Annotated in this window: 21 protein-coding genes; 6 read left to right on the top strand and 15 right to left on the bottom strand. The window is 64.4% G+C overall.

The window, feature by feature from the left end:
- Positions 1-305: 305 nt before the first annotated feature.
- The 4 genes from E4O92_RS21355 to lptF all read right to left on the bottom strand — a co-directional run bounded on the left by E4O92_RS21355 (position 306) and on the right by lptF (position 3,642).
- Positions 306-755: a hypothetical protein gene (locus E4O92_RS21355; protein ID WP_135191685.1), complete on the bottom strand. Its 450-nt coding sequence runs from the start codon at positions 753-755 to the stop codon at positions 306-308.
- Between the two features lie 165 nt (positions 756-920).
- The gene (locus E4O92_RS21360; RefSeq protein ID WP_135191686.1) at positions 921-1,316 is read right to left on the bottom strand and encodes a sirohydrochlorin chelatase; all 396 of its coding nucleotides are present in this window, start codon (positions 1,314-1,316) and stop codon (positions 921-923) included.
- Positions 1,316-2,500, bottom strand: coding sequence for an LPS export ABC transporter permease LptG (gene lptG, locus E4O92_RS21365; RefSeq protein WP_135191687.1), 1,185 nt, complete (start codon positions 2,498-2,500; stop codon positions 1,316-1,318). The genes E4O92_RS21360 and lptG overlap by 1 nt, the downstream gene beginning before the upstream one ends.
- The gene (gene lptF, locus E4O92_RS21370) at positions 2,497-3,642 is read right to left on the bottom strand and encodes an LPS export ABC transporter permease LptF (RefSeq protein ID WP_135191688.1); all 1,146 of its coding nucleotides are present in this window, start codon (positions 3,640-3,642) and stop codon (positions 2,497-2,499) included. The genes lptG and lptF overlap by 4 nt, the downstream gene beginning before the upstream one ends.
- A gap of 58 nt (positions 3,643-3,700) precedes the next feature.
- On the opposite strand from lptF, the gene E4O92_RS21375 reads away from it, so the two are divergent.
- Positions 3,701-5,197 (top strand): leucyl aminopeptidase, encoded by a 1,497-nt coding sequence (locus E4O92_RS21375; protein ID WP_135191689.1) that lies wholly within the window; start codon positions 3,701-3,703, stop codon positions 5,195-5,197.
- A gap of 167 nt (positions 5,198-5,364) precedes the next feature.
- Here the strand turns inward: E4O92_RS21375 and E4O92_RS21380 are convergent, their stop codons facing one another.
- The 3 genes from E4O92_RS21380 to E4O92_RS21390 all read right to left on the bottom strand — a co-directional run bounded on the left by E4O92_RS21380 (position 5,365) and on the right by E4O92_RS21390 (position 6,416).
- Positions 5,365-5,805 (bottom strand): hypothetical protein, encoded by a 441-nt coding sequence (locus E4O92_RS21380; RefSeq protein ID WP_135191717.1) that lies wholly within the window; start codon positions 5,803-5,805, stop codon positions 5,365-5,367.
- Positions 5,806-5,877: 72 nt separating this feature from the next.
- Positions 5,878-6,066 carry a DUF1653 domain-containing protein gene (locus tag E4O92_RS21385; RefSeq protein WP_135191690.1) on the bottom strand — a complete coding sequence of 63 codons (189 nt, stop codon included), beginning with the start codon at positions 6,064-6,066 and terminating at the stop codon, positions 5,878-5,880.
- Positions 6,066-6,416: a phiTE_015 family protein gene (locus E4O92_RS21390; RefSeq protein ID WP_135191691.1), complete on the bottom strand. Its 351-nt coding sequence runs from the start codon at positions 6,414-6,416 to the stop codon at positions 6,066-6,068. The genes E4O92_RS21385 and E4O92_RS21390 overlap by 1 nt, the downstream gene beginning before the upstream one ends.
- Before the next feature lie 445 nt (positions 6,417-6,861).
- Between E4O92_RS21390 and xth the strand changes: the two genes are divergently transcribed.
- Positions 6,862-7,626: an exodeoxyribonuclease III gene (gene xth, locus E4O92_RS21395; RefSeq protein ID WP_135191692.1), complete on the top strand. Its 765-nt coding sequence runs from the start codon at positions 6,862-6,864 to the stop codon at positions 7,624-7,626.
- A 249-nt stretch (positions 7,627-7,875) separates the two neighbouring features.
- On the opposite strand, the gene prpF is transcribed toward xth, so the two are convergent.
- From prpF to prpB, 5 genes are all read right to left on the bottom strand, one after another.
- The gene (gene prpF / locus E4O92_RS21400; protein ID WP_135191693.1) at positions 7,876-9,066 is read right to left on the bottom strand and encodes a 2-methylaconitate cis-trans isomerase PrpF; all 1,191 of its coding nucleotides are present in this window, start codon (positions 9,064-9,066) and stop codon (positions 7,876-7,878) included.
- 135 nt (positions 9,067-9,201) lie between these two features.
- Entirely contained in the window at positions 9,202-11,802 is a 2,601-nt protein-coding gene (gene acnD, locus E4O92_RS21405) for a Fe/S-dependent 2-methylisocitrate dehydratase AcnD (protein ID WP_135191694.1), read from the bottom strand.
- On the bottom strand, positions 11,795-11,995 hold the full coding sequence (locus E4O92_RS21410) for a hypothetical protein (protein ID WP_135191695.1): 201 nt from the start codon (positions 11,993-11,995) through the stop codon (positions 11,795-11,797). The genes acnD and E4O92_RS21410 overlap by 8 nt, the downstream gene beginning before the upstream one ends.
- The gene (gene prpC / locus E4O92_RS21415; RefSeq protein WP_135191696.1) at positions 11,995-13,161 is read right to left on the bottom strand and encodes a bifunctional 2-methylcitrate synthase/citrate synthase; all 1,167 of its coding nucleotides are present in this window, start codon (positions 13,159-13,161) and stop codon (positions 11,995-11,997) included. Before prpC ends, E4O92_RS21410 begins: the two co-directional genes overlap by 1 nt.
- Positions 13,162-13,183: 22 nt before the next feature.
- Complete coding sequence (gene prpB / locus E4O92_RS21420) at positions 13,184-14,074, bottom strand: methylisocitrate lyase (protein WP_135191697.1); 891 nt, start codon at positions 14,072-14,074, stop codon at positions 13,184-13,186.
- 303 nt (positions 14,075-14,377) lie between these two features.
- Here prpB and prpR point away from each other — a divergent pair, with 303 nt between their 5' ends.
- The 4 genes from prpR (at position 14,378) to E4O92_RS21440 (ending at position 20,000) form a co-directional block, all read left to right on the top strand.
- Positions 14,378-15,994, top strand: coding sequence for a propionate catabolism operon regulatory protein PrpR (prpR, locus tag E4O92_RS21425; protein WP_135191698.1), 1,617 nt, complete (start codon positions 14,378-14,380; stop codon positions 15,992-15,994).
- Between the two features lie 176 nt (positions 15,995-16,170).
- Positions 16,171-17,250, top strand: coding sequence for a DUF5694 domain-containing protein (locus E4O92_RS21430; protein WP_135191699.1), 1,080 nt, complete (start codon positions 16,171-16,173; stop codon positions 17,248-17,250).
- Between the two features lie 198 nt (positions 17,251-17,448).
- Positions 17,449-18,825 (top strand): pyridoxal-phosphate dependent enzyme, encoded by a 1,377-nt coding sequence (locus E4O92_RS21435; protein WP_135191700.1) that lies wholly within the window; start codon positions 17,449-17,451, stop codon positions 18,823-18,825.
- Positions 18,822-20,000: a trans-sulfuration enzyme family protein gene (locus E4O92_RS21440; protein WP_135191701.1), complete on the top strand. Its 1,179-nt coding sequence runs from the start codon at positions 18,822-18,824 to the stop codon at positions 19,998-20,000. Before E4O92_RS21435 ends, E4O92_RS21440 begins: the two co-directional genes overlap by 4 nt.
- Before the next feature lie 156 nt (positions 20,001-20,156).
- Here E4O92_RS21440 and E4O92_RS21445 read toward each other — a convergent pair whose 3' ends face one another.
- From E4O92_RS21445 to clpS, 3 genes are all read right to left on the bottom strand, one after another.
- A complete protein-coding gene (locus E4O92_RS21445; protein WP_135191702.1) occupies positions 20,157-23,501 on the bottom strand; it encodes a S41 family peptidase in 3,345 nt (1,114 codons plus the stop codon).
- A 303-nt stretch (positions 23,502-23,804) separates the two neighbouring features.
- Entirely contained in the window at positions 23,805-26,105 is a 2,301-nt protein-coding gene (gene clpA, locus E4O92_RS21450) for an ATP-dependent Clp protease ATP-binding subunit ClpA (protein WP_135191703.1), read from the bottom strand.
- Complete coding sequence (gene clpS / locus E4O92_RS21455) at positions 26,102-26,404, bottom strand: ATP-dependent Clp protease adapter ClpS (RefSeq protein ID WP_027864722.1); 303 nt, start codon at positions 26,402-26,404, stop codon at positions 26,102-26,104. The genes clpA and clpS overlap by 4 nt, the downstream gene beginning before the upstream one ends.
- Positions 26,405-26,533: the final 129 nt, after the last annotated feature.

Here is a 26,533-nt window from a genome sequence, read left to right on the forward strand (position 1 = left end):
CCCCATATTCTTTCATGCGCCGGGGTGGCACGCTCTGCAATGACCGTTAGGGTGCACGCGGCCGGCGAGGCCTGTGCGCACGCGGTCACCGTTCGCCGGCTTGCGGCCTCACCACCAGCATGCGCCGTTTGCATTGCGCGCTGCAACTCAATGCACACGTACCGCGTGCGCACTGGTCCTCGGCGGCCCCGCGCCCCCTACGAAGTTCGCGAAAGATGCGTAGTGGGAGCGGCAGCCGCAAGCCCGCAAGCGGTGACCGCGTGCGCACTGGTCCTCGGCGGCCCCGCGTCCCCTACGATTTGATGCTAGCGGCAAAACCGCCGGTCGTGTTCCTCGATTTCCCACTCCAGCCGGTCGGCCGCGGCATAGGTGTCCGCCGCCACGCGGTTCAGATGCGTGATCGACGCATCCAGCCGGGGCCCTGTGCGCCCCCGGCATTCCTTGACATACCATTGCGCCAGGTCGCGCCGGATGCCGTTCAGGTCGTCCTTCAACTCGCCAAGCATGCGGCGCAGGCTGCGGTCGGCATCGACCGCGCCATCCGCGCGTCCGGACAGCAGGTGCGCCGACAGCGCGCCGATCTTGCGCTGCATTCCCATGAGCCGGCGCGACAGCGCGTCGATGCGGCGCGCGCAGCGCAGCTCGACGAACAGCGCCGATGGCGACAGCCTGCGCCGCCATAAGATCAGTGTCTTCGAGCTCCGTAGCGAATGCAAGGTTGCGGCAACGATCTGCTTGATGGTTGCTGTCAGCATGGCATGAACCCGTCGAAAGTGTGAGGGGGATTGGCGCCATCAACTTCGCCGCGCCTGGGCTGCAAGCAGTGTGGGGGCGATCCCCTACCCTGTCAAACGTCCTTGCGGTACGCGGCCATGATGCCGGACAAGGCAACTGCAGATTTCACGTTAAGAGGTGCATCCTCATGCAGAACCGGCAAGCTTGGCCTCTCGGTCGAGCGCGTTCACACAGTAATCGGCCATCGCTGCGAGCACCTGCGGGTCTTCGCCGACCGCGCCGGCCACCTTGATATTCAAGTCGGGATGCGCGGCACGCAGGCCATCGATCAGCGCGGGCAGGTCGCGCAGCAGGTGGCCGCCCTGACCGAGGAACACCGGCACCACGGTCACATCCAGCACGCCGGCCGCCGCCAGCGCCGCCACGTGCTGCGGCAGGCGCGGCTCCATCAGTTCGAGAAAGGCGAGCGATACCGCGCACTCTGGCAGGCGGCCCTGGGTCAGGTCGCGCAGGCGCTCGAATGGCGCGGCCCAGCTGCTTGCGCGGGCGCCGTGCGCGAACAGGACCAGCGCGCGCTTCATCAATGTCGCTCCACCCACCATAGCGCACCTAGCGCCAATAGCAGGAACAGCACGCTGGGCGCAACGGCGGTCATGAACGCCGGCCAGGTCGAGAGCATCCCGAGGTGCGAGAACAGCGAGTTAATCAGCAAGAAGCTCACGCCGATCATGATGCCGATGAAGATCTTCAGGCTGACCCCGCCGCTCCTCGTGTGCAGGTAGCCGAACGGCAGCGCCAGCGCCATCAGCACGAAAATCGCCAGCGGGTCGACGATCTTCTTCCAGAACGCGATCTTGAAGCGTTCGGTCTCCTGGCGGTTCTCGGCCAGGTGGCGCGTGTAGACCGCCAGTTCGTTGGCGGACATGCGCTCCGGGTCGGAACGCGAGACCGACAGGATCTTGGGCGTGATCTCCGACACCAGGTCCATCGTCTCCAGCTTGCGGGTGGCCACCGACGCCGTCTCCTGGCCGAAGGTGCTCTGGATGGTTGTCCCGGCCGGCAGCGGCGCGCCCGGGTCCGGCAGTACGCGGCTGTTCTGGAACAGCGTCTCGGTCACGTCCTGCAGGCGCCAGATGTTATTGCCGCTGAAGGTCGCGCTGGCCGCCGTGATGAGCGAGCGCATGCGCATGCTGGTGTCGAACTCGTACAGCTTCAGGTCGACCAGCTGGCCATCCGGGCGAATCTGGCGGGCGTTGAAAAAGCGCGAGCCGATTGCCGGGCCGCGCACGCCATCCGCATGCACGATGTCCTTGGTCCACATCCCCGAGCGGAATTCGGCCGACACGGTCGAGCCTTTGGCCGCCAGGCGCAGGCGCTCGGCCAGCGGTGCGACCCGCGGCGTGATCAGTTCGCCGAACAAGAAGGTGATCGCCACGAACACGATGCCGATCTTGAACAGCATGCCGGCCGCCATCCCGGTCGTCATCGACGACACCCGCATGATGGTGAATTCCGAACTCTGTGCGAATTGCGCCATGGTGTAGATGGTGCCAATCAGGGCTGCAACCGGCATGACTTCATACACGTGGCCGGGCACCTGCAGCAGCACGTACACGAGCGCGTGCTGCATCATGTAGCCGCCCTTGCCCACCGACGGCAGTTCGCTGGTCAGGTCCATGAACGAAATCAGGGCGAGTAACGCGACCGCCACGAAGGCCACTGCCTGCGTGATGTTGACGAAAAAATAGCGCTGCAGGATCTTCATTTCACCGCCTTTGTGCTTTCCGCGCGCAGCATCCGGCGGCGCTTCCAGGCATTGATCAGGGCCAGCGGGTGATAGCGATGGTTCACGTTCAGGCGCCACGCGAACAGCGCCGCGACCATCAGGAAGACCGCCAGGTGCAGTGGCCACCAGGCCAGGCCGAATGCAACTTGGCCCTGCTTGACGCTGGTCTCGGTCACCCTGGACAGGTTGAGGTAGGTGAAAAAGATCAGCAGCGCGAGGATCAGGTTGGCCGAACTGCCGGCGCGCGGATTGACGAAGCCGAGCGGAATGGCCAACAGCAGCAGCACCACCGCCATCAGCGGCGCCGAAATCCGGTACAGCAACTCGGCCTTGGTGGCATGGTTGGGCACTGCGACCAGCGCAGCGGTGCTCATCGTTTCGACCCGCAGCTCGGTGCCGGAGACCGGCACCTTGGTCGCCACGCGCATGCTGTAGCGCTCAAACTCCATCGAGCGGAAATCGGCGTGGCCGGGCACACCCTCGTAGCGGCGGCCGTTTTTAAGCACCAGGAACTGGCCACCCTTGCCGTCAGGCTCGATTACCCCTTCTTTCGCGACCACGATCGAGTTCTTGCCATTCTCGATGCTGTTGACGAAAACGTTCTGCACCACGGTGTTGGTCTCGCCGCCCGCGCCTTCGACGAAGAATACGCGGTTGCTCGATGCCGACTCGCGGAACTGCCCGGGCGCGACGCGTTTCAGATCCTCGCGCTTTTCGAAGCGGGTCATGAATTCGTCCTTTTTCATCTGGGCCCACGGGGTCGCGACGAACGACAGAGCGCCCACCAGCACCACCAGCGGCAGTCCGAACGTCAGCACCGGCCGCACCCAGCGCAGCAGCGACTGGCCGGTCGCGAACCAGACGACCATTTCCGAATCGCGGTAGCTGCGGGTGACCACCATTAATACCGAAATAAAGCTGGTGAGTATGAGGATTGTTGGCAGATAATTCAAAACCTGAAAAGCAATCAACGCGAGCACGTCGCTGGAGGCGACCTGGCCGCCGGCAGCCTTGCCCAGGATCGCGATCAAGGTCCAGGTAGTCAGGATTGAAAACAGCACCGTGAAGGTTGCGCCGGCCGCGCTGGCCAATTCACGATGCAGGGCGCGTTGAAAAATCATTCGATAGTTATAATTGCAGGTTAAGCAGTGCGCGTTTCAAACACCAACGGAGAATTCAATGGACTTTAGCATAAAAGCATTCGACACAAAAAACACCCTGGCTGCGGCAAAAGCCGGCTGTGTCGCAGTGGCGGTGTTCGAAAACAAGAAATTGTCGGCGGCGGCCAAAGCCCTCGATCAACACGGTGAAATCAGCGCCGCGCTCAAGTCCGGCGACATCACCGGCAAAGCCGGCTCCACCTTGCTGCTGCGCGGCGCGAACGGCGCGAGCGTGCAACGCGTGCTGCTGGTCGGCATGGGCGATGACGAAGCGGTCAGCGAAAAGAATTTCGCGGCCGGCGTCAATGCCGCGCTCAAGGCCTTCGCATCGCTTGGCTGTGCAGACGCCATTATCGCATTCCCGGTGGCAGAGGTAAAAGAGCGCGATCTGGCCTGGGCCGTGCGCACCATCGTCATCGCCGCCAACGAAGCCCAATTCCGTACTGACTCCCAAAAGAGCAAGAAGGACACCGAACAGCGCGGCGTGCGCAAGCTGGCCATCGCCGTGCCGGCGGCCACCCCGCAGGTCAAGGCAGTGCTGGCGCAGTCGATCGCGATTGCGGGCGGCATGGACCTGACCAAGGAACTGGGCAACCTGTCGCCGAACGTATGCACCCCGACCTACCTGGCTAACGTGGCCAAGAAGCTGGCGACCGACTACGGCTTCGACGTCGAAGTCCTGGAACGCAAGCAGCTCGAAGCGCTCAAGATGGGCAGCTTCCTGGCGGTGGCCAAGGGCAGCGAAGAGCCGCCGAAGTTCATCGTGCTCAAGCATAACGGCGGCAAGCAGAAGGATGCGCCGGTGGTCCTGGTGGGCAAAGGCATCACCTTCGACAGCGGCGGCATCTCGATCAAGCCGGGTCCGCAAATGGACGAGATGAAGTACGACATGTGCGGCGCCGGCTCGGTGCTGGGCACCTTCCGCGCGATCGGCGAGATGGGCCTGAAGCTCAACGTCGTGGGCATCATCCCGACCTGCGAAAACCTGCCGTCGGGCCGCGCCACCAAGCCGGGCGACATCGTCACCGCGATGAACGGCACCACGATCGAGATCCTCAACACCGACGCCGAAGGCCGCCTGATCCTGTGCGACGCGCTGACCTATGCCGAGCGCTTCAAGCCGGCGGCGGTGGTGGACATCGCGACCCTGACCGGCGCCTGCATCATCGCGCTGGGCCACCACAATTCGGGCCTGTTCACCCGTCACGACGATGCGCATGACCAGCTGGCCGACGAGCTGCTGGCGGCCGGCAAAGAGGCCAGCGACACCGCATGGCGGCTGCCGATCGGCGAAGCGTACAACGATCAGCTCAAGTCGAACTTTGCCGACCTGGCCAATATTGGTACGCCGGGTGGCGCCTCGATCACTGCGGCGTGCTTCCTGGAGAACTTCACCCGCAAGTACACCTGGGCGCACCTGGACATCGCCGGCACGGCGTGGAAGAGCGGCGCGCAGAAAGGCGCAACCGGCCGTCCGGTGCCGCTGCTGGCGACGTTCCTGCTCAATCGCGTATAAGCTGGCACGTGCGCACGCGGATCGCGAAGCTGGCGTAGAGGCGTAGGGTGCGCACCTGTGCGCACGCGGTACGTATGCATGCCGGCGCCAACGGCATTCAACCGTACAGCGTGCGCACAGGTATCGGCGGCCCCGCGCACCCTACAGCTGGCGACTGCGCCCGTCGCTTAAAAGACCCGGTTGTCGAGCGCCCCGACCTGCTCGGGCGCTGGGGGCCTTTTCATGATCACGGTCAGCGTCGCCGGATACGCAAACCCTGCCCCGGTGCGCCAGTCGACCAGGTAGCCCAACCCGCCGCTGACCACCAGGTTCCCGATCAGCTTGCCCGTACTGAATCGCGAGTCGACCAGCTCGCGCGAGCTGCCCACGCCCTGGCGCGCGCAGTCCACGGTCAGCGCAGTGCTGCTCCTGACGATCGTCACCCGCCCGGGCGCGACGACAAACCAGCGGCCGGCATCGTTTGCCAGCACGCAGCCGATCCCCGCGACTTCGCGGTTGTCCAGAATCGTGTGCAGTTCGACCAGCTGCTCGCTGGAGTCAAGCAGTGTCGCGCAGCCGCCCAAGGCGGCCGCCAGCCCTGCCAACAGAAAGGTGCCGAAACGTGCCATTGCTCCACCCGAAAATGCGTCCATACCTGTTTACGGCAGGCGGGGTGGATTCATGAGCCTCAGAATCGGTAATCAGGAGAGCGGCGCGAAGCGCGGCACCAGCTTGCCGTCGACTTCGACCTGCTCGAAAAACACGGCCTTGGGGCGGACCCACACGGATCCGTCCGCCGCGCGATAGACGATCATAGGCGCGTGGTCCGCTTCGAGCGTGGCTTCGCACACCAGCTCGTACAGACCACCCTTGTAGTGGCGAAACTGCATCAGCCCTGGTTTTCCGCCAACGCGCCCTGTTTTTTCTTCAGGCTCTGGATGACCTTGATCACGCCTTCGATCCCGGTACCTTCATCCAGCTCGCTGAACGCATCGAGCAATTCGTTCAGCACGCGGTTGCGCACGGCCGCCTCGTCGGCGCCCAGCGGCGCTTGCGGCGCCGGCTGGCTGTCGGACTTGGCCTGCTGCTGGGCCAGTGCCTGCGCGCCGTGCGTCAGGGCGGCTTGCCAGATCAGCCAACGGCGCTGGGTTTCATACACCAGGTACTCGTCCGGCTTGTCCTCACGGCGGCGGGTGATATGGCCATCGCGTTGGGCCCACGCTTCGAATGCACTGCGCATCTCTGTCCTTTAAAAATCTGTGTGCAGAATTTCTTACTGTCCAGCACTATATTTCCAGGTAGCACCACTCTACCGGGCACCGTCTCTCTCGGCAACAACATCGTCTCGCGAAATGATGGCAGCGCCCAGAAATCATAGCTTCTACACAACACTGTTAAATGGTACACCTGACATTATAAGAATGCAATTTTATATTCCCTATCAGTAACAATAGGGAATTGTAAAACACTGCGCCGCATTTGTTACACTTTGCTACAGTTGACACGACAAAGAGCAATTTGACAAGTTATTTAGTATTTAAGCATCAATTTCGTGTTGTTACAATTGTATATTGAACAAAAAAAGACAATAGGCAAGTTTTTTGTCCTGTTGCATGATTTGCGCGCAACGTTGATACTTCGCCTGCCCGGCGGCAGAAGGCTGCCGCATCACCCACAGACCCAACATGAAACTAGCAACCTGGAACGTCAACTCGCTGAAAGTCCGCCTGCCCCACCTGCTGCAATGGCTGGCGGAAAATCCTGTTGACGTGCTCTGTCTCCAAGAGACCAAGCTGACCGATGACAAGTTCCCACTGGCAGAAATCAACGCCGCCGGCTACAACGTCGTCTTTACGGGACAAAAAACCTACAACGGGGTGGCGATCCTGTCCAGGCACCCGATCGAGGATGTGGTGAAGAACAACCCACGGTTTGCCGACGAGCAGCAGCGCATCATTGGCGCCACGATCGAGGGAATGCGCATCATCTGCGCCTATGTGCCGAACGGCCAGATGGTCGACTCGGACAAGTACGTCTACAAGATGTCGTGGCTGACCTCGCTGCGCGAATGGCTGTGCGAGGAACTGCGCACGCACGAGCAATTGGCGATCCTGGGCGACTACAACATTGCGCCGGAAGACCGCGACGTGCACGACCCGGTTGCATGGGCCGGCCAGATCCATTGTTCGGATGGCGAGCGCGCGGCGCTGGCCTCGCTGGTCGAACTTGGCCTGTGCGATTCGTTCCGGCTGTTCGAGCAACCAGAGAAATCGTATAGCTGGTGGGATTACCGCCAGCTCGCGTTCCGCCGCAATCGCGGGCTGCGCATCGATCACATCCTGCTTTCGCCAAAGTTGGCCAAGCGTTGCGTGGCGTGCGTAATCGACCGCAATCCGAGGACTTGGGAACAGCCGTCGGATCATACGCCGGTGGTGGCGACGATTGAATAGAAGCCGTCGCCGTAGGGTGCGCACCTGTGCGCACGCGGTCACCGCGTGCTGGCTTGCGGCACCTGCTCCACCTACGCGGCGTTTGCGAACCGCGTGCGCACTGGTCCTCGCCGGCCGCGCGCCCCCTACGTTAGTGCGCAGGCGGTACGTGTGCATGCAGGAGCCTAGATAAACGCCCGGTCGATCACCAGCACGACAAAAATGTAGCTGGCGTGAAGTCGCGCCGAATCGCACGGCGCGCCTGGCGCCTCAGAATGCGTCGCCCGGAACGCGCACCCAGCCTTCCATCAGCACGCGTGCGCTACGGCTCATGACTGCCTTGGTCACGCTCCATTCACCATCGACGAGAGTGGCCTGGGCGCCGACGCGCAGGGTGCCCGACGGATGGCCGAAGCGAACCGCCTCGCGCTCACCGCCGCCCGCCGCCAGATTCACAAGCGTTCCCGGGATCGCGGCAGCGGTGCCGATAGCCACCGCCGCCGTCCCCATCATCGCGTGGTGCAGCTTACCCATCGACATGGCGCGCACCAGCAAGTCGACCTCAATCGCCTTGACCGGCTTGCCGCTGGAGGCGACGTAGTCGCGCGGGGGCGCCACGAACGCGACCTTGGGCGTGTGCTGGCGCCGTGCCGCTTCCTCCACATGCTTGATCAGGCCCATGCGCACGGCGCCGTGCGCCCGGATCGTCTCGAACATTGCGAGCGCCTTCGGGTCGCCATTGATCGCATCCTGCAGTTCGGCGCCGGTGTAGCCGATCGCTTCGGCGTTGATGAAAATGGTCGGGATGCCGGCGTTGATCATTGTCGCCGCGAGCGTGCCGATACCGGGCACTTCGAGTTGGTCGACCAGTTGCCCAGTCGGGAACATCGCGCCACCGGCGCCCTCCTCTTCCGCCGCCGGGTCCATGAATTCGAGCTGCACTTCGGCGGCCGGGAAGGTGACGCCGTCGAGTACAAAATCGCCGGTTTCCTGCACCGAGCCGCCAGTCATCGGCACGTGCGCGACGATCGTCTTGCCGATGTTGGCCTGCCAGATGCGCACGACCGCGATGCCGTCGCTGGGGATGCGGGCGGGATCGACCAGGCCGCTGCTGATCGCGAACGAGCCGACGGCGGCGGACAGGTTGCCGCAGTTGCCGCTCCAGTCCACGAAAGGCTTGTCGATGGAGACCTGGCCGAACAGGTAGTCGACGTCGTGGTCCGGCCTGGCGCTGCGGTCGACGATGACTGTCTTGCTGGTGCTGGAGGTGGCGCCACCCATGCCGTCGATCTGCTTGCCGTAGGGGTCGGGGCTGCCGATCACGCGCAACAGGAGCGCGTCGCGGGCGGGACCGGGGACTTGCGCTGCCGTCGGCAGGTCTTGCAGGCGGAAGAACACGCCTTTGCTGGTGCCGCCGCGCATGTAGGTTGCGGGGATTTTGATTTGTGGGACGTTTGCCATAGTTGTTCACTCCTAAACCGTCGTCCCCGCGAAGGCGGGGACCCATGGACCCTGTGCGACAAAGCTGCTGCAAACTTTGCTGCAAAAGCTCTATGGGTCCCCGCCTGCGCGGGGACGACGTGGTTTTGGTATTTCTTACGCGGCGGCCTTCGACGACGCGAGGAAGTCCTGCGCAAAGCGCTGCAGCACCCCGCCCGCCTCGTAGATCGATACCTCTTCCGCAGTGTCCAGGCGGCAGGTCACCGGCACCTCGACACGCTCACCGTTCTTGCGATGGATGACCAGCGTGAGCGTCGCGCCCGGCGTGCGCTCGCCAACCACGTCGAAGGTCTCGGTGCCATCGATCGCAAGCAGGATGCGATTGGTACCCGGCTTGAATTCGAGCGGCAGCACGCCCATGCCGACCAGGTTGGTGCGGTGGATGCGCTCAAAACCTTCGGCCACGATCGCTTCCACGCCCGCCAGGCGCACACCCTTGGCTGCCCAGTCGCGCGACGAGCCCTGGCCGTAGTCGGCGCCGGCGATCACGATCAGCGGCTGCTTGCGCTCCATGTAGGTCTCGATCGCTTCCCACATGCGCGTGACCTTCCCTTCCGGCTCGATGCGCGCCAGCGAACCCTTCTTCACCTGGCCGTCCACCACGGCCATTTCATTGACCAGGGTCGGGTTGGCAAAGGTGGCGCGCTGCGCGGTCAGGTGGTCGCCGCGGTGCGTCGCGTACGAGTTGAAGTCCTCTTCCGGCAGGCCCATTTTGGCCAGGTATTCGCCGGCCGCGCTGCTGGCCAGGATCGCGTTGGACGGCGACAGGTGGTCAGTGGTGATGTTATCGCCCAGGACCGCCAGCGGACGCATGCCGCTAAGCGTACGCTCGCCGGCCAGCGCGCCTTCCCAATACGGCGGACGGCGGATATAGGTACTCATCGGGCGCCAGTCGTACAGCGGGCTCACTTCCTCCAGCGTGTCCGCGCGCCGCGCGAACATCGGCGTGTACACGTTGCGGAACTGCTCGGGCTTGACGCTCTGGTTGACCACCGCGTCGATCTCCTCGTCGCTCGGCCAGATGTCCTGCAGGGTGACCGGCTTGCCCTCGGCATCCACGCCCAGCACGTCCTTTTCGATATCGAAGCGGATCGTGCCGGCGATCGCATAGGCGACCACCAGCGGCGGCGATGCCAGGAAGGCCTGCTTAGCGTACGGGTGGATGCGACCGTCGAAGTTGCGGTTGCCCGACAAGACAGCGGTTGCGTACAGGTCGCGCCCGATGATCTCGTTCTGGATGGCCGGGTCAAGCGCGCCGCTCATGCCATTGCAGGTGGTGCAGGCAAAAGCGACCACGCCAAAGCCCAGCTGTTCCAGCTCCGGCATCAGGCCGGCTTCTTCGAGGTACAGCGCGACCGCTTTCGAACCCGGCGCCAGCGAGCTCTTGACCCATGGCTTGCGCTTCAGGCCGCGCTTGTTGGCGTTGCGCGCCAGAAGACCCGCAGCGATCATGTTGCGCGGATTGTTGGTGTTGGTGCAGCTGGTGATGGCGGCGATGATGACTGCGCCGTCCGGCATCTGGCCCGGCTCGTGCGCCACGTTGCCATTGGCGATACCACGCGCTGCGAGCTCACTGGTCGGCACCCGCTTGTGCGGGTTCGACGGGCCGGCGATGTTGCGCACGACGCTCGACAGGTCGAACCTGAGCACACGTTCGTACTCGGCCTTCTTGAGTGTGTCCGCCCACAGCCCGGTCTGTTTCGCGTAGGTTTCGACCAGCGCCACCAGTTCGTCGTCGCGGCCGGTGAGCTTGAGGTACTTGATAGTCTGCTCGTCGATGTAGAACATCGCCGCGGTCGCGCCGAATTCCGGCGCCATGTTCGAGATGGTCGCACGGTCGCCGAGCGTGAGGTTGGACGCGCCCTCGCCGTAGAACTCGAGGTAGGCAGAGACGACTTTTTCCTTGCGCAGGAACTCGGTCAATGCCAGCACCACGTCCGTGGCGGTGATGCCCGGCTGCGGTTTGCCGGTCAGCTCGACGCCAACGATGTCCGGCAGGCGCATGTACGAGGCGCGGCCCAGCATGACGCTCTCCGCTTCCAGCCCGCCGACGCCGATCGCGATCACGCCCAGCGCGTCGACCATTGGCGTGTGGCTGTCGGTGCCGACCAGCGTGTCCGGGAAGGCCACGCCGTCCTTGACCTGCACCACCGGCGACATGCGCTCCAGGTTAATCTGGTGCAGGATGCCGTTCCCCGGCGGGATCACGTCGACGTTCTTGAACGCTTTCTTGGTCCAGTCGATGAAGTCGAAACGGTCCTCGTTGCGGCGATCCTCGATGGCGCGGTTCTTGGCAAAGGCATCCGGGTCGAAGCCGCCGCATTCGACGGCGAGCGAATGGTCGACCACCAGCTGGGTCGGCACCACCGGGTTGACCAGCCGCGGATCGCCGCCCTGGGCAGCGATGGCGTCGCGCAGACCGGCCAGGTCGACCAGCGCGGTCTGGCCGAGAATGTCGTGGCAGACCACGCGCGCCGGGAACCAGGGAAAATCGAGGTCGCGCTTGCGCTCGATGAGTTGCTTGAGCGAGGCGGTCAGCGATTGCGGATCGCAGCGGCGCACCAGGTTTTCGGCCAGCACGCGCGAGGTGTAAGGAAGCTTGTCCCAGGCGCCAGGCGCAATCTCGTCGACGGCCTGGCGGGCGTCGAAGTAATGCAAGCTGGTGCCGTGCAGGGGTTTGCGGTAGGCGTTATTCATGATGTTGGAATGAATCCAGGATTAATTGGCGATGCTGCTTGGCGCAGTACCTGCCATCTAAAAAGAAGGCGTCGGGTTCGAGGCCGAACTGCCGGAAGCCGAAGAAGTCGTACAGGCGCTCGGCGCGCGTGTTGGCCGCGGCGTCGGCCACGCCCAGTTCGCGCACGATGATGCGTTCGGCCCCGCGGCTCATCACTTACGCTCTTCGATCGGCACGAACTTCAGGTCTTCCGGACCGACATAGTTGGCGCTCGGGCGGATGATCTTGTTGTCGATGCGCTGCTCGATAATGTGCGCGGACCAGCCTGAGGTGCGCGAGATGACGAACAGCGGCGTGAACATCGCGGTCGGCACGCCCATCATGTGATACGAGACGGCCGAGAACCAGTCGAGGTTCGGGAACATCTTCTTCACTTCCCACATCACCGATTCCAGACGCTCGGCGATATCGAACATCTTGGTCGAACCGGCCTGCTCCGACAGGTTGCGCGCGACTTCCTTGATCACCTTGTTGCGCGGGTCCGAAACCGTGTACACCGGATGGCCAAAGCCGATCACGACTTCCTTGTTGGCCACGCGGTTGCGGATGTCGGCTTCCGCCTCGTCCGGGTTCTCGTAGCGCTTCTGGATTTCGAATGCCACTTCGTTCGCGCCGCCGTGCTTGGGACCGCGCAGCGCGCCGATGGCGCCAGTAATGGCCGAGTACATGTCGGCGCCGGTGCCGCCGATTACGCGGGCGGTGAAGGTGGAGGCGTTGAACTCGTGTTCGGCGTACAGGATCAGCGAGGTATGCATCGCCTTGACCCACGCCTCCGACGGCTTTTCGCCATGCAGCAGGTGCAGGAAGTGGCCGCCGATCGAGTCGTCGTCGGTTTCCACGTCAATGCGCTTGCCGTTGTGGCTGTAGTGGTACCAGTACAGCAGCATCGAGCCGAAAGAAGCCATCAGGCGGTCGGCGATGTCGCGCGCACCCGGCGTGTTGTGGTCGTCTTTTTCCGGCAGCACGCAGCCGAGCACCGAGGCGCCGGTGCGCATCACGTCCATCGGATGGGAAGACGCCGGCAGCGACTCCAGCGCGTCCTTCACCGCCTGCGGCAGGCCGCGCAGCATTTTCAGCTTGGCCTTGTAGCCCTTCAGTTCCGCCGCGGTCGGCAGCTTGCCGTGCACCAGCAGGTAGGCGATCTCCTCGAACTCGCTGTTGTTGGCCACATCCAGGATGTCGTAGCCGCGGTAGTGCAGGTCGTTGCCGGTCTTCCCGACCGAGCACAATGCGGTGTTACCGGCGGCGACGCCCGACAGGGCCACCGATTTTTTCGGCTTGAAGGCTGGCGTTTCGGCCTTGATCGCTTGTTCCGTCATGTTCTTCCTCCTTGTTGCTGGATTATTTGGTCTTGGCTTGTGCGAACAGCGCGTCGAGCTTCTGTTCGTAGCTGTGATAGTCGATGCGGTCGTACAGTTCGGCGCGGGTCTGCATCGTGTCGAGCACGTTCTTTTGCGTGCCGTCGCGGCGGATCGCGCCGTAGACGTTTTCGGCAGCCTTGTTCATCGCGCGGAACGCCGACAGCGGATAGAGCACGATGTCGACATCCGCGCCCTTCAGTTCCTCGACCGTGAACAGCGGCGTGGCGCCGAATTCGGTGATGTTGGCCAGGATCGGCACCTTGACCGCCTGCTTGAACTTCGCGTACATCTCAAGGCTCGTGATCGCCTCCGGGAAGATCATGTCCGCGCCGGCCTCGACGCAGGCCACCGCCCGCTCGACCGCGGCGTCCAGCCCTTCGACGGCCAGCGCATCGGTGCGCGCCATGATTACGAAGTTCTCGTCGGTGCGCGCGTCGGCAGCGGCCTTGATGCGGTCGACCATTTCGGCCTTGCTGACGATCTCCTTGCCCGGACGGTGGCCGCAGCGCTTGGCGCCGACCTGGTCCTCGATATGGCAGGCGGCGGCGCCGAACTTGATCATCGAGCGCACGGTGCGTGCGACGTTGAAGGCCGAAGCGCCAAAGCCGGTGTCGACGTCGACCAGCAGCGGCAGGTCGCACACGTCGGTAATGCGACGCACGTCGGTCAGCACGTCGTCGAGGTTGGAGATGCCAAGGTCGGGCAGCCCCAGCGAGCCGGCCGCGACGCCGCCGCCGGACAGGTAAATTGCCTTGAAGCCGGCGCGCTTGGCGAGCAGCGCATGGTTGGCGTTGATCGCGCCCACGACCTGGAGCGGGGATTCTTCCTGTACCGCCTTGCGGAAGGCGGCGCCTGCCGAAATTACACTCATTTCCTTACCTTTCGGGTTGTTGCCTTGATGGACTGCTCCTATTAAAGCAAGCGCCGTGCCAACCACGCAAAACAATGCTGACCTCGGCGCAATCAAGGACTTAGAGCCAGCTGATCGATCTTTTGTTGCAATTCGATTATCGAATATCGGCTCGTGCCAGGTGCGCGATGTTTCATCGTGAAACACATAGATGAAACATGAAACAATTTTACTCCCACAACGGGCAGCCATCCCTTCTTTTATCCGCGCGCCAGCTAGCGTTTCAGATGAAACACTTCCGTGAAAATGCACTACACTTGAAACATGAGCCATCCCCCGCGCAATCCCACCGATACCACCGACAAACCCGTGATCTGGACGGTATCGGTGTCCCGCCTGTCCGACCTGTTCCGCGACATTACACTTGAATATGACCACCTGGCCTTGATCGAGCCGATCCACTTGGGGTTCGACGAGGCCGCGCGCCACATCCGCGAGCGCATGGCCACCGAACGCTGCGACGTGGTGGTGGCGGCAGGTTCGAACGCCGCCTATCTGAAGGGCCGTGTGTCGGCGCCGGTGGTGGTGGCCAAGGCGAGCGGCTTTGACGTGATGCAGGCACTGACGCGCGCACGCCGGGTCTCGCCGCGCATCGGTCTGATCACTTACCAGGAATCGATGCCGGAACTGATCGAGTTCAGCAGTACCTTCGGCATCACAATGGCCCAGCGCACCTACGTGACCGAGGAAGACGCGCGCGCCGGCATCAAGGAACTGAAGGCAGCCGGCGTCAAGGCGATTGTCGGCGCGGGCCTGATCACCGACCTGGCAGAGGAAGCGGGCCTGACCGGCGTGCTGATGTACTCGGCGGCGTCGATCCGGCAGGCGTTCGACGACGCGCTGGAAATGACGCGCCTGATGCAGCTCGAATCGAAGGGGCGGCGGCGCAGCGCGGTGCCCGAGACGCTGCGCGCGCGGCGTGGCCTGGTCGACCTGCGCGGCGAATCGCCCGCGATGGAGCGGCTGCGCCAGTCGGTGGTGCTGTACGCACGCTCGCCGGCCACCGTTCTGATTCAGGGCGAAACCGGCACCGGCAAGGAGCTGGTGGCACAGGCGATCCACCGCGAGGCGCCGCGCAACCTGGGTCCGAACCGCCCATTCGTGGCGGTGAACTGCGGCGCGATCGCCGAATCGCTGCTGGAGTCGGAACTGTTCGGGCACGAGGAAGGCGCGTTCACCGGCGCGCGGCGAGGCGGGCACGCGGGCCTCTTCGAAGCGGCCAACGGCGGCACGCTGTTCCTGGACGAGATCGGCGAGATGCCGCTGGCGTTGCAGACGCGGCTCCTTCGTGTGCTGGAGGAACGCGAGGTGATGCGGGTCGGCGGCACGCGCCCGGTGCCAATCGAAGTGCGCGTGATCAGCGCCACCCATTGCGACCTCGAGGCGCGCGTGCGCGAGGGACGCTTTCGCGCCGACCTGTTCTACCGGCTGGCGGTACTGCGCCTGTCGCTGCCGCCGCTGCGCGAACGGGTGGATGACCTGGTGTTACTCGCCGAGTGGTCGCTCAAGCAGGCGCTGGCCGCGTTGGGCGCGGGCCCGCACCCGAACCTGCATGCCGAGATGGCGGCCTGCGCGCCACTGCTCGAAGCTTACGGCTGGCCGGGCAACGTGCGCGAACTGCGCAACCTGATGGAGCGCATCGCCCTGTTCCTGGCGGCCGAGCCGCTGCAGGCGCTCACGCCGGGCTTTCTGCTGTCGGTGGCGCCGGAACTCGGGCTGCAGGCGGGCGCATCGAGTGCACCACTTTCCCCTACTACAGCGGCGCGCGGCGAAAGTGCGGCCGAGGTGCTGGCGCGTTTCGGCGGGCAGCGCGACGCGACCGCGCGTTACCTGGGCATCAGCCGCACTACGCTCTGGCGAAGGCTGCGTGCGGGTACTTAGGGAAGCGCTGCATTCCACATGCATACCTGCCCATACCAACTGCATTCCATCCCGCGAAACGTGCATTCTGTCGCATGACCTCATCCTGAACAGCAGCATCCGCTTACAGTCGCCTTTCCACGCCAAAACCCCGTCACCGGCGTGCTGTGCAACCCACCATGAAAGGAAACGATCGAATGTCGCGACGAGTAACTGGTCTGGTAATGGCCACCATGCTGTGCGCTGCAAGCGCGAGCGCGCAGGAACGCGCCGGAATCTTCGACCCGAGCACGCTGAAGGGACCGGCAAAGGGCACACCGAACGAAGTGATGGTGCTCGGTACGGCCCACCTTAAGTATCTGCCGGCCCCGTTCCAGCCGGCCAGCCTCAAGCTCCTGAACGAACGTTTGATCGCCTGGAAGCCCCAGATCATCGCCATCGAGAACCTGTCCGGTGCGCAATGCGACTTTATGCGCCAGCACCCGCAGCGTTACAAAGACTCAGTGCGGCAATATTGCAGCGATACGGCGCCGGCACGCACGGCCACCGGCCTGGACGTGCCGGCCGCGACCGCCGAGATCGACCGGCTACTGGCAAGCTGGCCGGCCGCCCCGACGCCAGCGCAGCGGCGCCACCTCGCCGCCGTGTTCCTCGCCGGCGGCGAGCCGATCTCGGCGCTGGTGCAATGGCTGCGCCTGCCGGACGCACAGCGGCACGCCGGCGACGGCCTCGATGCCACACTGGTCGCCACGCTTGACAAGCTGCGCGACACACGCGGCGAAACCACACTGATCGCAGCGCCGCTGGCGGCCGCGCTCGGGCTTGAGCGCGTGGTTGCCATGGACGACCATACGGCGGATGGCCCCGACACGGACCCGAAAGCGTACGGCGAGGCCATCTCGAAGGCCTGGGACAATCCCGCGACCGCCAAGCGCAAACAGATGAGCAAGGACATGGAACCCAGGCTGGGCGATTCCCAAGGCGTGATGGCGCTGTATCGTGCCTACAATGATCCGTCGCAGGCCAGGCTAGTCTACGCCAGCGACTTCGGCGCGGCGCTCGAAGAACCCTCCCCGCAACAATTTGGCCGCGGCTATGTCGGCTACTGGGAGACGCGCAACCTGCGCATGGCTTCGAACATCCGCGAGGCCATTGGGAACCAGCCGGGAAGCCGTACGCTGGTCATCGTCGGCGCGAGTCACAAGTGGTATCTCGAGCCCTACCTGAACCAGATGCACGACGTGCGCATCGTGTCGACAGACCAGGTGCTGCGCTAGGGAAGCGGGTCGTTGCAAAAGTTAATCAGCGGGAAGTCGACAAGCGATCCCAGCCTGCGGCTCCCGCACAATTCCGCTCAGCTCAATACAAATCGCTGACATGGGCGCAGAATCATGCATCGATCGGGGCAAACCGCGCCCCGCCCTTTTCCGAACGGCCGCCCACGAGGCGTTCGCCGTCGGATTACTGGAGGCAATATGCACGATGCGTCGCAGGCGGCAGTCCTCTCGCTCATTGGCAACACGCCGCTGGTTGAAGTCACGCGCATGGATACCGGTCCATGCCAGCTGTTCCTCAAGCTCGAATCACAGAACCCCGGCGGCTCGATCAAGGACCGCATCGGCCGATCCATGATCGAGGCGGCCGAGGCCGACGGACGCCTCAAGCCCGGCGGCGTGGTGGTCGAGGCGACCGCCGGCAACACCGGGCTGGGCCTGGCGCTGGTGGCCCGCATCAAGGGCTACCGCGTGGTGCTGGTGGTGCCCGACAAGATGGCCGCCGAGAAGATCCTGCACCTGAAGGCGCTCGGCGCCGAAATCCACCTGACGCGCTCGGACGTGGGCAAGGGCCACCCCGAGTATTACCAGGACTACGCGGCGCGCCTGGCGCGCGAAATTCCAAACGCCTGGTTCGCGGACCAGTTCAACAACCCGGCCAATCCGCAAGCGCATGAAACCACCACCGCGCCGGAGCTGTGGGAACAGATGGCACACAACATCGATGCAATCGTGGTCGGCGTCGGCTCGTCCGGCACGCTCACCGGGCTGTCGCGCTACTTCAGCAAGGTGCAGCCCGCGCTCGAATTCGTGCTGGCCGATCCGAAGGGCTCGATCCTGGCCGAGTACGTCAACACGGGGCACATCACGTCCACTCCCGGTTCGTGGGCAGTGGAAGGCATCGGCGAGGACTTCGTGCCGGCCATTGCCGACTTCTCGCGCGTGACCAGCGCATACACGATCAGCGACGAGGAGAGCTTCAACACTGCCCGCACGCTGGTGAAGACCGAGGGCATCCTCGGAGGCTCGTCGACCGGGACCCTGCTCGCCGCCGCCCTGCGCTACTGCCGTGCGCAGAGCAGCCCTAAGCGCGTGGCGACTTTTGTATGCGACACCGGAACGCGCTACCTCACCAAGATGTACAGCGACGGCTGGATGGTGGATCAGGGCCTGCTGCAGCGGCCGGCGAGCGGCGACCTGCGCGACCTGATCGGCCGCCGCTTCGACGAAGGCGAGGTGGTAACCGTGGCGCCGACCGACACCCTGCTCACCGCCTTCAACCGCATGCGCAGCAGCGACCTGGCGCAGCTGCCCGTGATCGAACACGGCAAGCTGGCCGGCATCATCGACGAGTCGGACCTGCTGCTGCACGTGACGAGCGAACCCGGACGCTTCGCCGCGCAGGTGGCGAGCACGATGACGGCCCAGCTGCAAACGCTCAAGCCCTCCGCCAGCATGCAGCAGCTGCGCGCGGTTCTCGACCAGGGACTCACGGCCGTGATCCTTGACGCCGACAAGTTCTACGGCCTGATCACGCGCTTCGACCTCCTCAACCACTTGCGCAGGACCTTATCGTGAACGACACCGAACCGACTCAGCACATCGCCACCCGCGTGATCCATGGCGGCCAGGAGGCCGACCCCCTGACCGGCGCCGTGATGCCGCCGATTTACGCGACCTCGACCTACCAGCAGGAGAGCCCGGGTGTGCACAAGGGCCTGGACTACGGCCGTTCGCACAACCCCACGCGCTGGGCACTGGAGCGCTGCGTGGCCAACCTGGAAAGCGGCAGCGCGGGATTCGCGTTCGCGTCCGGCCTGGCCGCGATCGCCGCGGTGCTGGAACTGCTGCCGGCCGGCTCGCACATCGTCGCCGGCGACGACATGTACGGCGGCACCTACCGCCTGTTCGAGCGGGTGCGCCAGCGCAGCGCGGGGCATGAATTCAGCTACGTGAACCTGGCCGATCTTGATGCCTTGCGCGCGGCGCTGCGGCCCGGGACGGCGATGCTGTGGGTGGAGTCGCCGACCAATCCGATGCTCAAGCTGGCCGACCTGTCGGCCATCGGTGCGCTGTGCCGCGAGCGGCGCATCCTTTCGGTCTGCGACAACACCTTTGCCAGCCCCATTGTGCAGCGCCCGCTGGAGCATGGCATGGACATCGTGGTGCACTCGACGACCAAATTCATGAACGGGCATTCGGACGTCATCGGTGGTATTGCCGTGGTGGGCCTGGAACCGCACCAGCAGGTGTGGCGCGAGCAGCTGGGATTTATCCAGAACGCGGTGGGCGCGATCCAGGGGCCGTTCGACAGCTTCCTGGTGCTACGCGGGATCAAGACGCTGGCGCTGCGGATGGAGCGCAGCTGCGCCAATGCGCTGGACCTCGCGCGCTGGCTGGAGCGCGAGCCGAAGGTGAGGCGTGTGCATTATCCCGGGCTTGAGTCCCATCCGCAGCATGCGCTGGCGCAGCGGCAGATGAACGGGTTCGGCGGCATCGTCTCGATCGAGCTGGACACCGATCTGGCGGGCGCGCGCCGGTTTCTCGAGAACTGCTCGGTGTTCACTCTGGCCGAGAGCCTGGGGGGCGTGGAGAGCCTGATCGAGCATCCTGCGCTGATGACGCATGCGACCATTCCAGCGGCGCAGCGGGAGGCGCTGGGGATTAGCGATACGTTGATCCGGATGTCGGTCGGGATCGAGTACGTGGACGATTTGCGTGCGGATTTGCAGGGGGCGCTGGCGGCGATATAAGTCCGTAGTGTGCCGGTAAGTCGTAGGGTGCGCACCAGTGCGCACGCGGTACGTGTGCAGACTGGCGCCAACGACCTTCAACTGTACCGCGTGCGCACAGGTGCGCACCCTACGCCTCCGATACGCCGTACGAATCGCACCCCTGGGTCAACCCGCTCAGCGCTTCAGGGCCGGGATCGCGCTCGGTTTGTAAGGCCGCACCGGCTGTTCCGCCATCTTCTTTTGCAGCAGTCCGATCGCCACTTCCAGCTGACGGTCACGCCCGTAGAAGGTTTCGTAGGGCAGATTGTCGACCTCGACGTCCGGCGACACCCCTACACCCTCGATCAGCCACTGGCCCTCGACGCCGTATTGCGCGAACTCGGCCACGCGCGCCATGCCGTTATCAAGCAGGCCGTTGCCGTCGCTGAGCCAGACGCCCGCGCCCGCGGTGCGCTTGCCCACCAGCGGCGCCAGCTTGAGTGCCTTGATACCGGCGGCGAAGGTTTCGCCGTCCGAGTAGGTCAGCTCATCGACCAGCACGACCAGGTGGCCACGGAAGGTGTTCTGCATGTTCGAGTTTGGCTGGCTCCCGTTCGAGGTCCAGAACGCCCATGCCTTGCGCAGCAGCTTTTCGATGATCCAGCTGTCGATGTTGCCGCCGTTATTGCGGCGCACGTCGATGATCAGGCCATCCTTGTTGATATTGGCGTAGAACTCGCGGGCGAACGCGTCGATGTCGCGCGGGCCCATCGCACGCAGGTGGAGGTAGCCGATCTTGCCCTTCGATGCCTGGTCGACCTGCTGCGCCCTGCCCTGCTCCCAGTCTGTGTAGCGCAGGCTGGCCTGGGTCGTCATCGGAACCGGCGTGACGATCACGGCACGCGTAGGGCCGCCCTGGCTCTTCACGTTCAACAGCACTTGGCGGCCGGCCTGGTTGAGCAGCAGGTCGGCGATGTCGCGCACCTCGGTGAGCGCACGGCCGTTGACCGCGGTGATGATCTCGCCCTCCAGCACGTTCACGTCGGGCGCGGCGAGCGGGCCACGCTCGGACGGCAGTTCCGGCTCGCTGCGGTAAATGCGGTCGACGCGGTAGCCGTCGGCCACTCGGGTGAGCACGGCGCCCAGCCCTGCCGGCGCGCCTTCGAACGGGGGCCGGCGCAGGTCGCCCGGGCGAATCTGCGAGTGGAGCGCCCCCACCTCGCTGACCATCATGCCAAGTACGTCGTCCAGCTCGGCGCGATCGGTCACGCGCTCGACCAGCGGCGCATAGCGCACGCGCACGGCGTTCCAGTCGATGCCGCGCATTTTGGCGTCATACAGGAAGTCGCGGTGCATGCGCCAGGCGTCGTTGAACATCTGCGTCCATTCCATGCGCGGGTTGGAGACCACGGTCCAGTCGTCGATCTTGACCTTGGCCCGGGAGAGATCCGACGGCGCCTTGACGCCCGCCTCGACGATCAGCATGTCGCCCGCGCCAGTCGCGGCAAAGGTGCGGTAGAAGACGTGCTTCCTGTCGGTGGTGAGACCGAATTCACGCACGTTGGCGGCAAAGGTCTCCGGCTGCGGGCCGTTGCGGCCGATGGCCAGGGTCTTGAGCGTGCCCCTGCGGCCTTCGTCGATATCGAGCAGGTACAGGCGCTTGTCGTCCACCGCCAGGGACTTGTAGTTGCCCGGCGCGATCGGGACCTCGTACAGGCGGTCCTTCAGGCCGGCGTAGACGACGGCCGGGATGGCCTGCTTGCCGGCGTTGACGTTGGCGGCGCCTTTGTCGGCGCCCTTGTCGGCCATCGCGGCGGCGACCGCCTTTTCGGCCGCGGCCTCTGCTTCGGCGGCCTTGGCATCGAGCGCCGGTTTGTCGTCCGGCTTGCTCAGTTCGTCATCCGGCTTGAACGGGAAACGGGTGCGGGGCTGCAGCGCCAGCGCGAACACGCCGACGCGTTTGTCGAACACCGGCCCCATGTTGCGGTCGCCCCAGGGCGACGCGTTGCCAAGCTTGAAGTGGCGCGCCGACAGGAAGTACAGCCACTTCCCGTCCGGCGAGAACGCGGGCGAGGATGCGCTGTAGCGGTCGGTGGTCACGAAGCTCACCTCCTTCGAGGCGAGGTTGTACATGCCGATCTGGTCGCGCTGCTCGCTGCTGCCCACGCGTACAAAAGCGAGGTTTCGGCTGTCGGCCGACCACACGACCTGGTCGGAACGCTCGACACCGATCTTGCCGGCGTCGTCGATCACGACGTTGGTCTTGGTGGCCAGGTCGAGCAGCCAGGTGCGGCCATGCTTGTCGGTGTGGGCCAGCCAGCGGCCGTCCGGCGACGGGTACAGGGCCCAGCGGTGATTACCGGCGCCGTCGCGGGTGAGCATTTCGCCGTGGCCTGAACCGTCGGCGGCGTAGCGCCAGATCTCGTTTTCGCCGCTGGTGTCGGCGATCGCGTACACCCATTTGTCGTCGTGGCTGAAGACGGCGCCGCGCGCACGCGCGCCATCGGGCACGGCGATCTCCACGCGGCGATAGGTGCCGGTTCCGGCGACCGTGACGCGCCCGCGCGCGGTCAGCACGATGCGCTCGGCCTTGTTGGCGGGCTCGATGTTGGTGAGCGCGTCGAGCGGCGAACGCACGAGGCGCGTGCGCAGCTGGTCGAAGTCCGACACCAGGCTGGCCTTGAGCAGGCTGTCGCTCTTGGCCTTAATGTCGAACACGTGCAGGTCGGCGCCGAGCTGGTAGACGATGCGGCCGTCGCCGAGCGCGGCATTGCGCACGTCCCATTCCTTATGCCGCGTCAGCTGGCGGCGATCGCTGCCGTCCGGAAGGGACGACCACAGGTTGTCGCTGCCGCTATCGTCGCTGATGAAGTACAGGCGGCCGTTCCACCACATCGGGCGCTTGTTGTTGGCCGGGTCGGCCTTGAACAGCAGCTCGGCCTCGCTCCGGCCGCCCAGGTCGAAGCGCCACAGCTGGGCGTGCGCGCCGCCGCGGTAGGCCTTGACGTTATCGTTGGTCATCGCCAGGCCCATGCGGGTGAAGTAAACAGTGCGGCCATCGTCGTCCAACACGGCGTCGTTGGCGTCGGCCAGCGGCAGCACGCGCCGCTGCATGGTGTTCGGGTTGACCGCGGCGACCACGCGGTGCTTGGCCGGGCCGGTGGTGTTCTCAGTGCTGACCAGCACCTCGCCTTGCGGCGTCCAGCCAAGCACCAGCACATTGCCGTTCTCGAAGGTGAGGCGCTTGGGCAGGCCACCGTCCAGCGGCATCACGTAGGCTTCCTGGGCGCCTTCGTAGGCGGCCGTGAAAGCGACCAGCTTGCCGTCGTGCGACAGCGCGGCGTGCGTTTCCGCGGCCGGGTGCGTGGTGAGGCGCTGGGCCTTGCCACCGCTCGCACTGGTGCGCCACAGGTCGCCTTCGGCTGTAAAGACGACGGTGTCGCCACGGATTGCGGGGAAGCGAAAGTATGGATCAGCGGCGCCGGCGTGGCTGCCGGCCAGGGCCAGCGACAGCGCGAGAATGGTGCGGGACAAGGTCATGTCTACTTAGGGCAAATTTTGGATGGCGTCAGTTTGCCACAGCTAAATGTCGCTGAGGAACTTTTGCGTGTCGGATGGAAATAACGTAGGGTGCGCACCTGTGCGCACGCTGTACGGTTGAGCAAAGTTTGCGTGCGCGTGGGACACGTGTTTTCGCCGGTCGCGCGCCCTTGCGCCTCCGGTAGACGCCAACTCTTCGCAACCGTACCGCGTGCGCACTGGTGCGCACCCTACGACTTTTTATGCGCCGGCGCGGGCGAAAAAAAACCGCGCATTCGGCGCGGTTTTTTGGTGTGGCGAGGATTACTCGATCTCGACCGCTTCGGCCGGGGCCGGCGGGGGCAGGACGTCGCCTTCCGGGAAGTCCAGGATGACGTTGTCCTTGTCGTCCAAATCCACCGTCACGCGCCCGCCGCTGACCAAGCGGCCGAACAGCAGTTCGTCGGCGAGCGCCTTGCGGATCATGTCCTGGATCAGGCGCGCCATCGGGCGTGCGCCCATCAGCGGGTCGAAGCCCTTCTTCGAGAGGTACTTGCGCAGCCTTTCGCTGAAGACCGCGTCCACCTTCTTCTCGTGCAGCTGCTCTTCCAGTTGCATCAGGAACTTGTCCACGACACGCAGGATGATTTCCTCGTCCAGCGCGCGGAAGCTGATGATCGCATCCAGGCGGTTGCGGAACTCCGGCGTGAACATGCGCTTGATGTCGGCCATCTCGTCGCCGGCCGCGCGCGCGTCCACAAAGCCCACCGAGCGCCTGGTCAGGCTTTCGGCACCCGCGTTGGTGGTCATGATGATGATCACGTTGCGGAAATCCGCCTTGCGGCCGTTGTTGTCGGTCAGCGTGCCATGGTCCATCACCTGCAGCAGGATATTGAAAATGTCCGGGTGGGCCTTTTCAATCTCGTCCAGCAGCAGCACCGCGTGCGGCTTCTTGGTGATGGCCTCGGTCAAGAGGCCGCCCTGGTCGAAGCCGACGTAGCCCGGCGGCGCACCGATCAGGCGCGACACGGCATGGCGCTCCATGTATTCCGACATGTCAAAGCGCACCAGCTCGATGCCCAGGATGAACGCGAGCTGCTTGGCGACCTCGGTCTTGCCGACGCCCGTGGGGCCGGAGAACAGGAACGAGCCGATCGGCTTGTCGGTCTTGCCCAGGCCGGCGCGCGCCATCTTGATGGCCGATGCCAGCGCTTCGATCGCCGGGTCCTGTCCGAACACGACATTGCGCAGGTCGCGGTCGATCGTCTGCAGCTTGCTGCGGTCGTCCTGGTTGACCGTCTGCGGGGGAATCCGCGCGATCTTGGCGATGATGTCCTCGATCTCGGTCTTGCCGATGGTCTTCTTCTGCTTACTCTTGGGCAGGATGCGCTGCGCCGCGCCCGCTTCGTCGATCACGTCGATCGCCTTGTCCGGCAGGTGGCGGTCGTTGATGAAGCGCGCCGCCAGCTCGGCCGCGGTCGACAGCGCCGACGACGAGTACTTCACGCCGTGGTGCTCTTCGAAGCGCGACTTCAGCCCGCGCAGGATCGCCACGGTCTGCTCGACCGACGGTTCGTTGACGTCGACCTTCTGGAAGCGGCGCGACAGTGCATGGTCCTTCTCGAACACGCCACGGAATTCCGTGAACGTGGTCGCGCCGATGCACTTGAGTTGTCCGTTGGCCAGGGCCGGCTTGAGCAGGTTCGACGCGTCCAGCGTGCCGCCCGACGCCGAGCCGGCGCCGATGATCGTGTGGATCTCGTCGATGAACAAAATGCCGTTGGGCGTGTCCTTGAGCTGCTTGAGCACGGCCTTCAGGCGCTGCTCGAAATCGCCGCGGTACTTGGTGCCGGCCAACAACGCGCCCATGTCCAGCGAATACACGACGGCATTGCCCAGGATGTCGGGCACGTCTTCCTGGACGATGCGCCAAGCCAGCCCCTCCGCGATCGCGGTCTTGCCCACGCCAGCCTCGCCGACCAGCAGGGGGTTGTTCTTGCGGCGGCGGCACAGGATCTGGATCACGCGGTCGACTTCTTCCTCGCGCCCGATCAGCGGGTCGATCTTGCCGTCGGCGGCCGCCTTGTTCAGGTTCTGGGTGAACTGGTCGAGCGGGCTTTCCTTGGTCTGGCCGTCGACCTGGGCTTCTTCCACGCCTTCCGAGGCCTTCTGGGTGTCGAGCTGCTGGTCCTTGCGCACGCCGTGCGAAATGAAATTGACCACATCCAGCCGGGTGACGCCCTGCTGGTGCAAGTAATACACCGCGTGCGAATCCTTTTCGCCGAAGATGGCCACCAGCACGTTGGCGCCGGTCACTTCTTTCTTGCCGTTCGAGGCCGACTGCACGTGCATGATCGCGCGCTGGATGACGCGCTGGAAACCGAGGGTCGGCTGGGTGTCGACTTCGCCCGTGCCGGGCACGGTCGGCGTATTGTCGCCAATAAAGTTCGTCAAGGTCTTGCGCAAGTCTTCAATATTGACCGCGCACGCACGCAGGACTTCAGCGGCCGACGGATTGTCGAGCAAAGCCAGCAGCAAATGCTCGACAGTAATGAACTCGTGCCGAGCCTGCCGCGCTTCGACAAAGGCCATGTGTAGGGAAACTTCCAATTCCTGCGCAATCATACTTCCTCCATCACGCACTGCAGGGGATGCCCCGCCTTACGCGCATGCGTTAATACAAACTCCACTTTGGTACACGCTATATCTTTGGAAAACACACCGCACACGCCCTTGCCATGCCGATGTACGGAAAGCATGATCTGCGTCGCCGTCTCGCGATCCTTGTTGAAGTACTCCTGAATAATGGCGACCACGAACTCCATCGGCGTGTAGTCGTCATTGAGCAACGCCACCTGGTACAAGGGCGGTGGCTTTACGGTCTGCCGCTCCAGCAGTTGCTCGGTATCGTGCTTAGTTGCCATGGACGTATTCTAATGCTTTCAGAGTTGGTGCAATGCGTAAACAATCAGGCCAGGGCCATTTGCTTTCCATCTTACGCGTTTTCAGATGTTCGCGCAGATGGCGGCCGGATCGCAGAAATCAAGAGTCCG

The organism is Massilia horti, from assembly GCF_004614195.1.
Lineage (GTDB): Bacteria > Pseudomonadota > Gammaproteobacteria > Burkholderiales > Burkholderiaceae_D > Telluria > Telluria horti.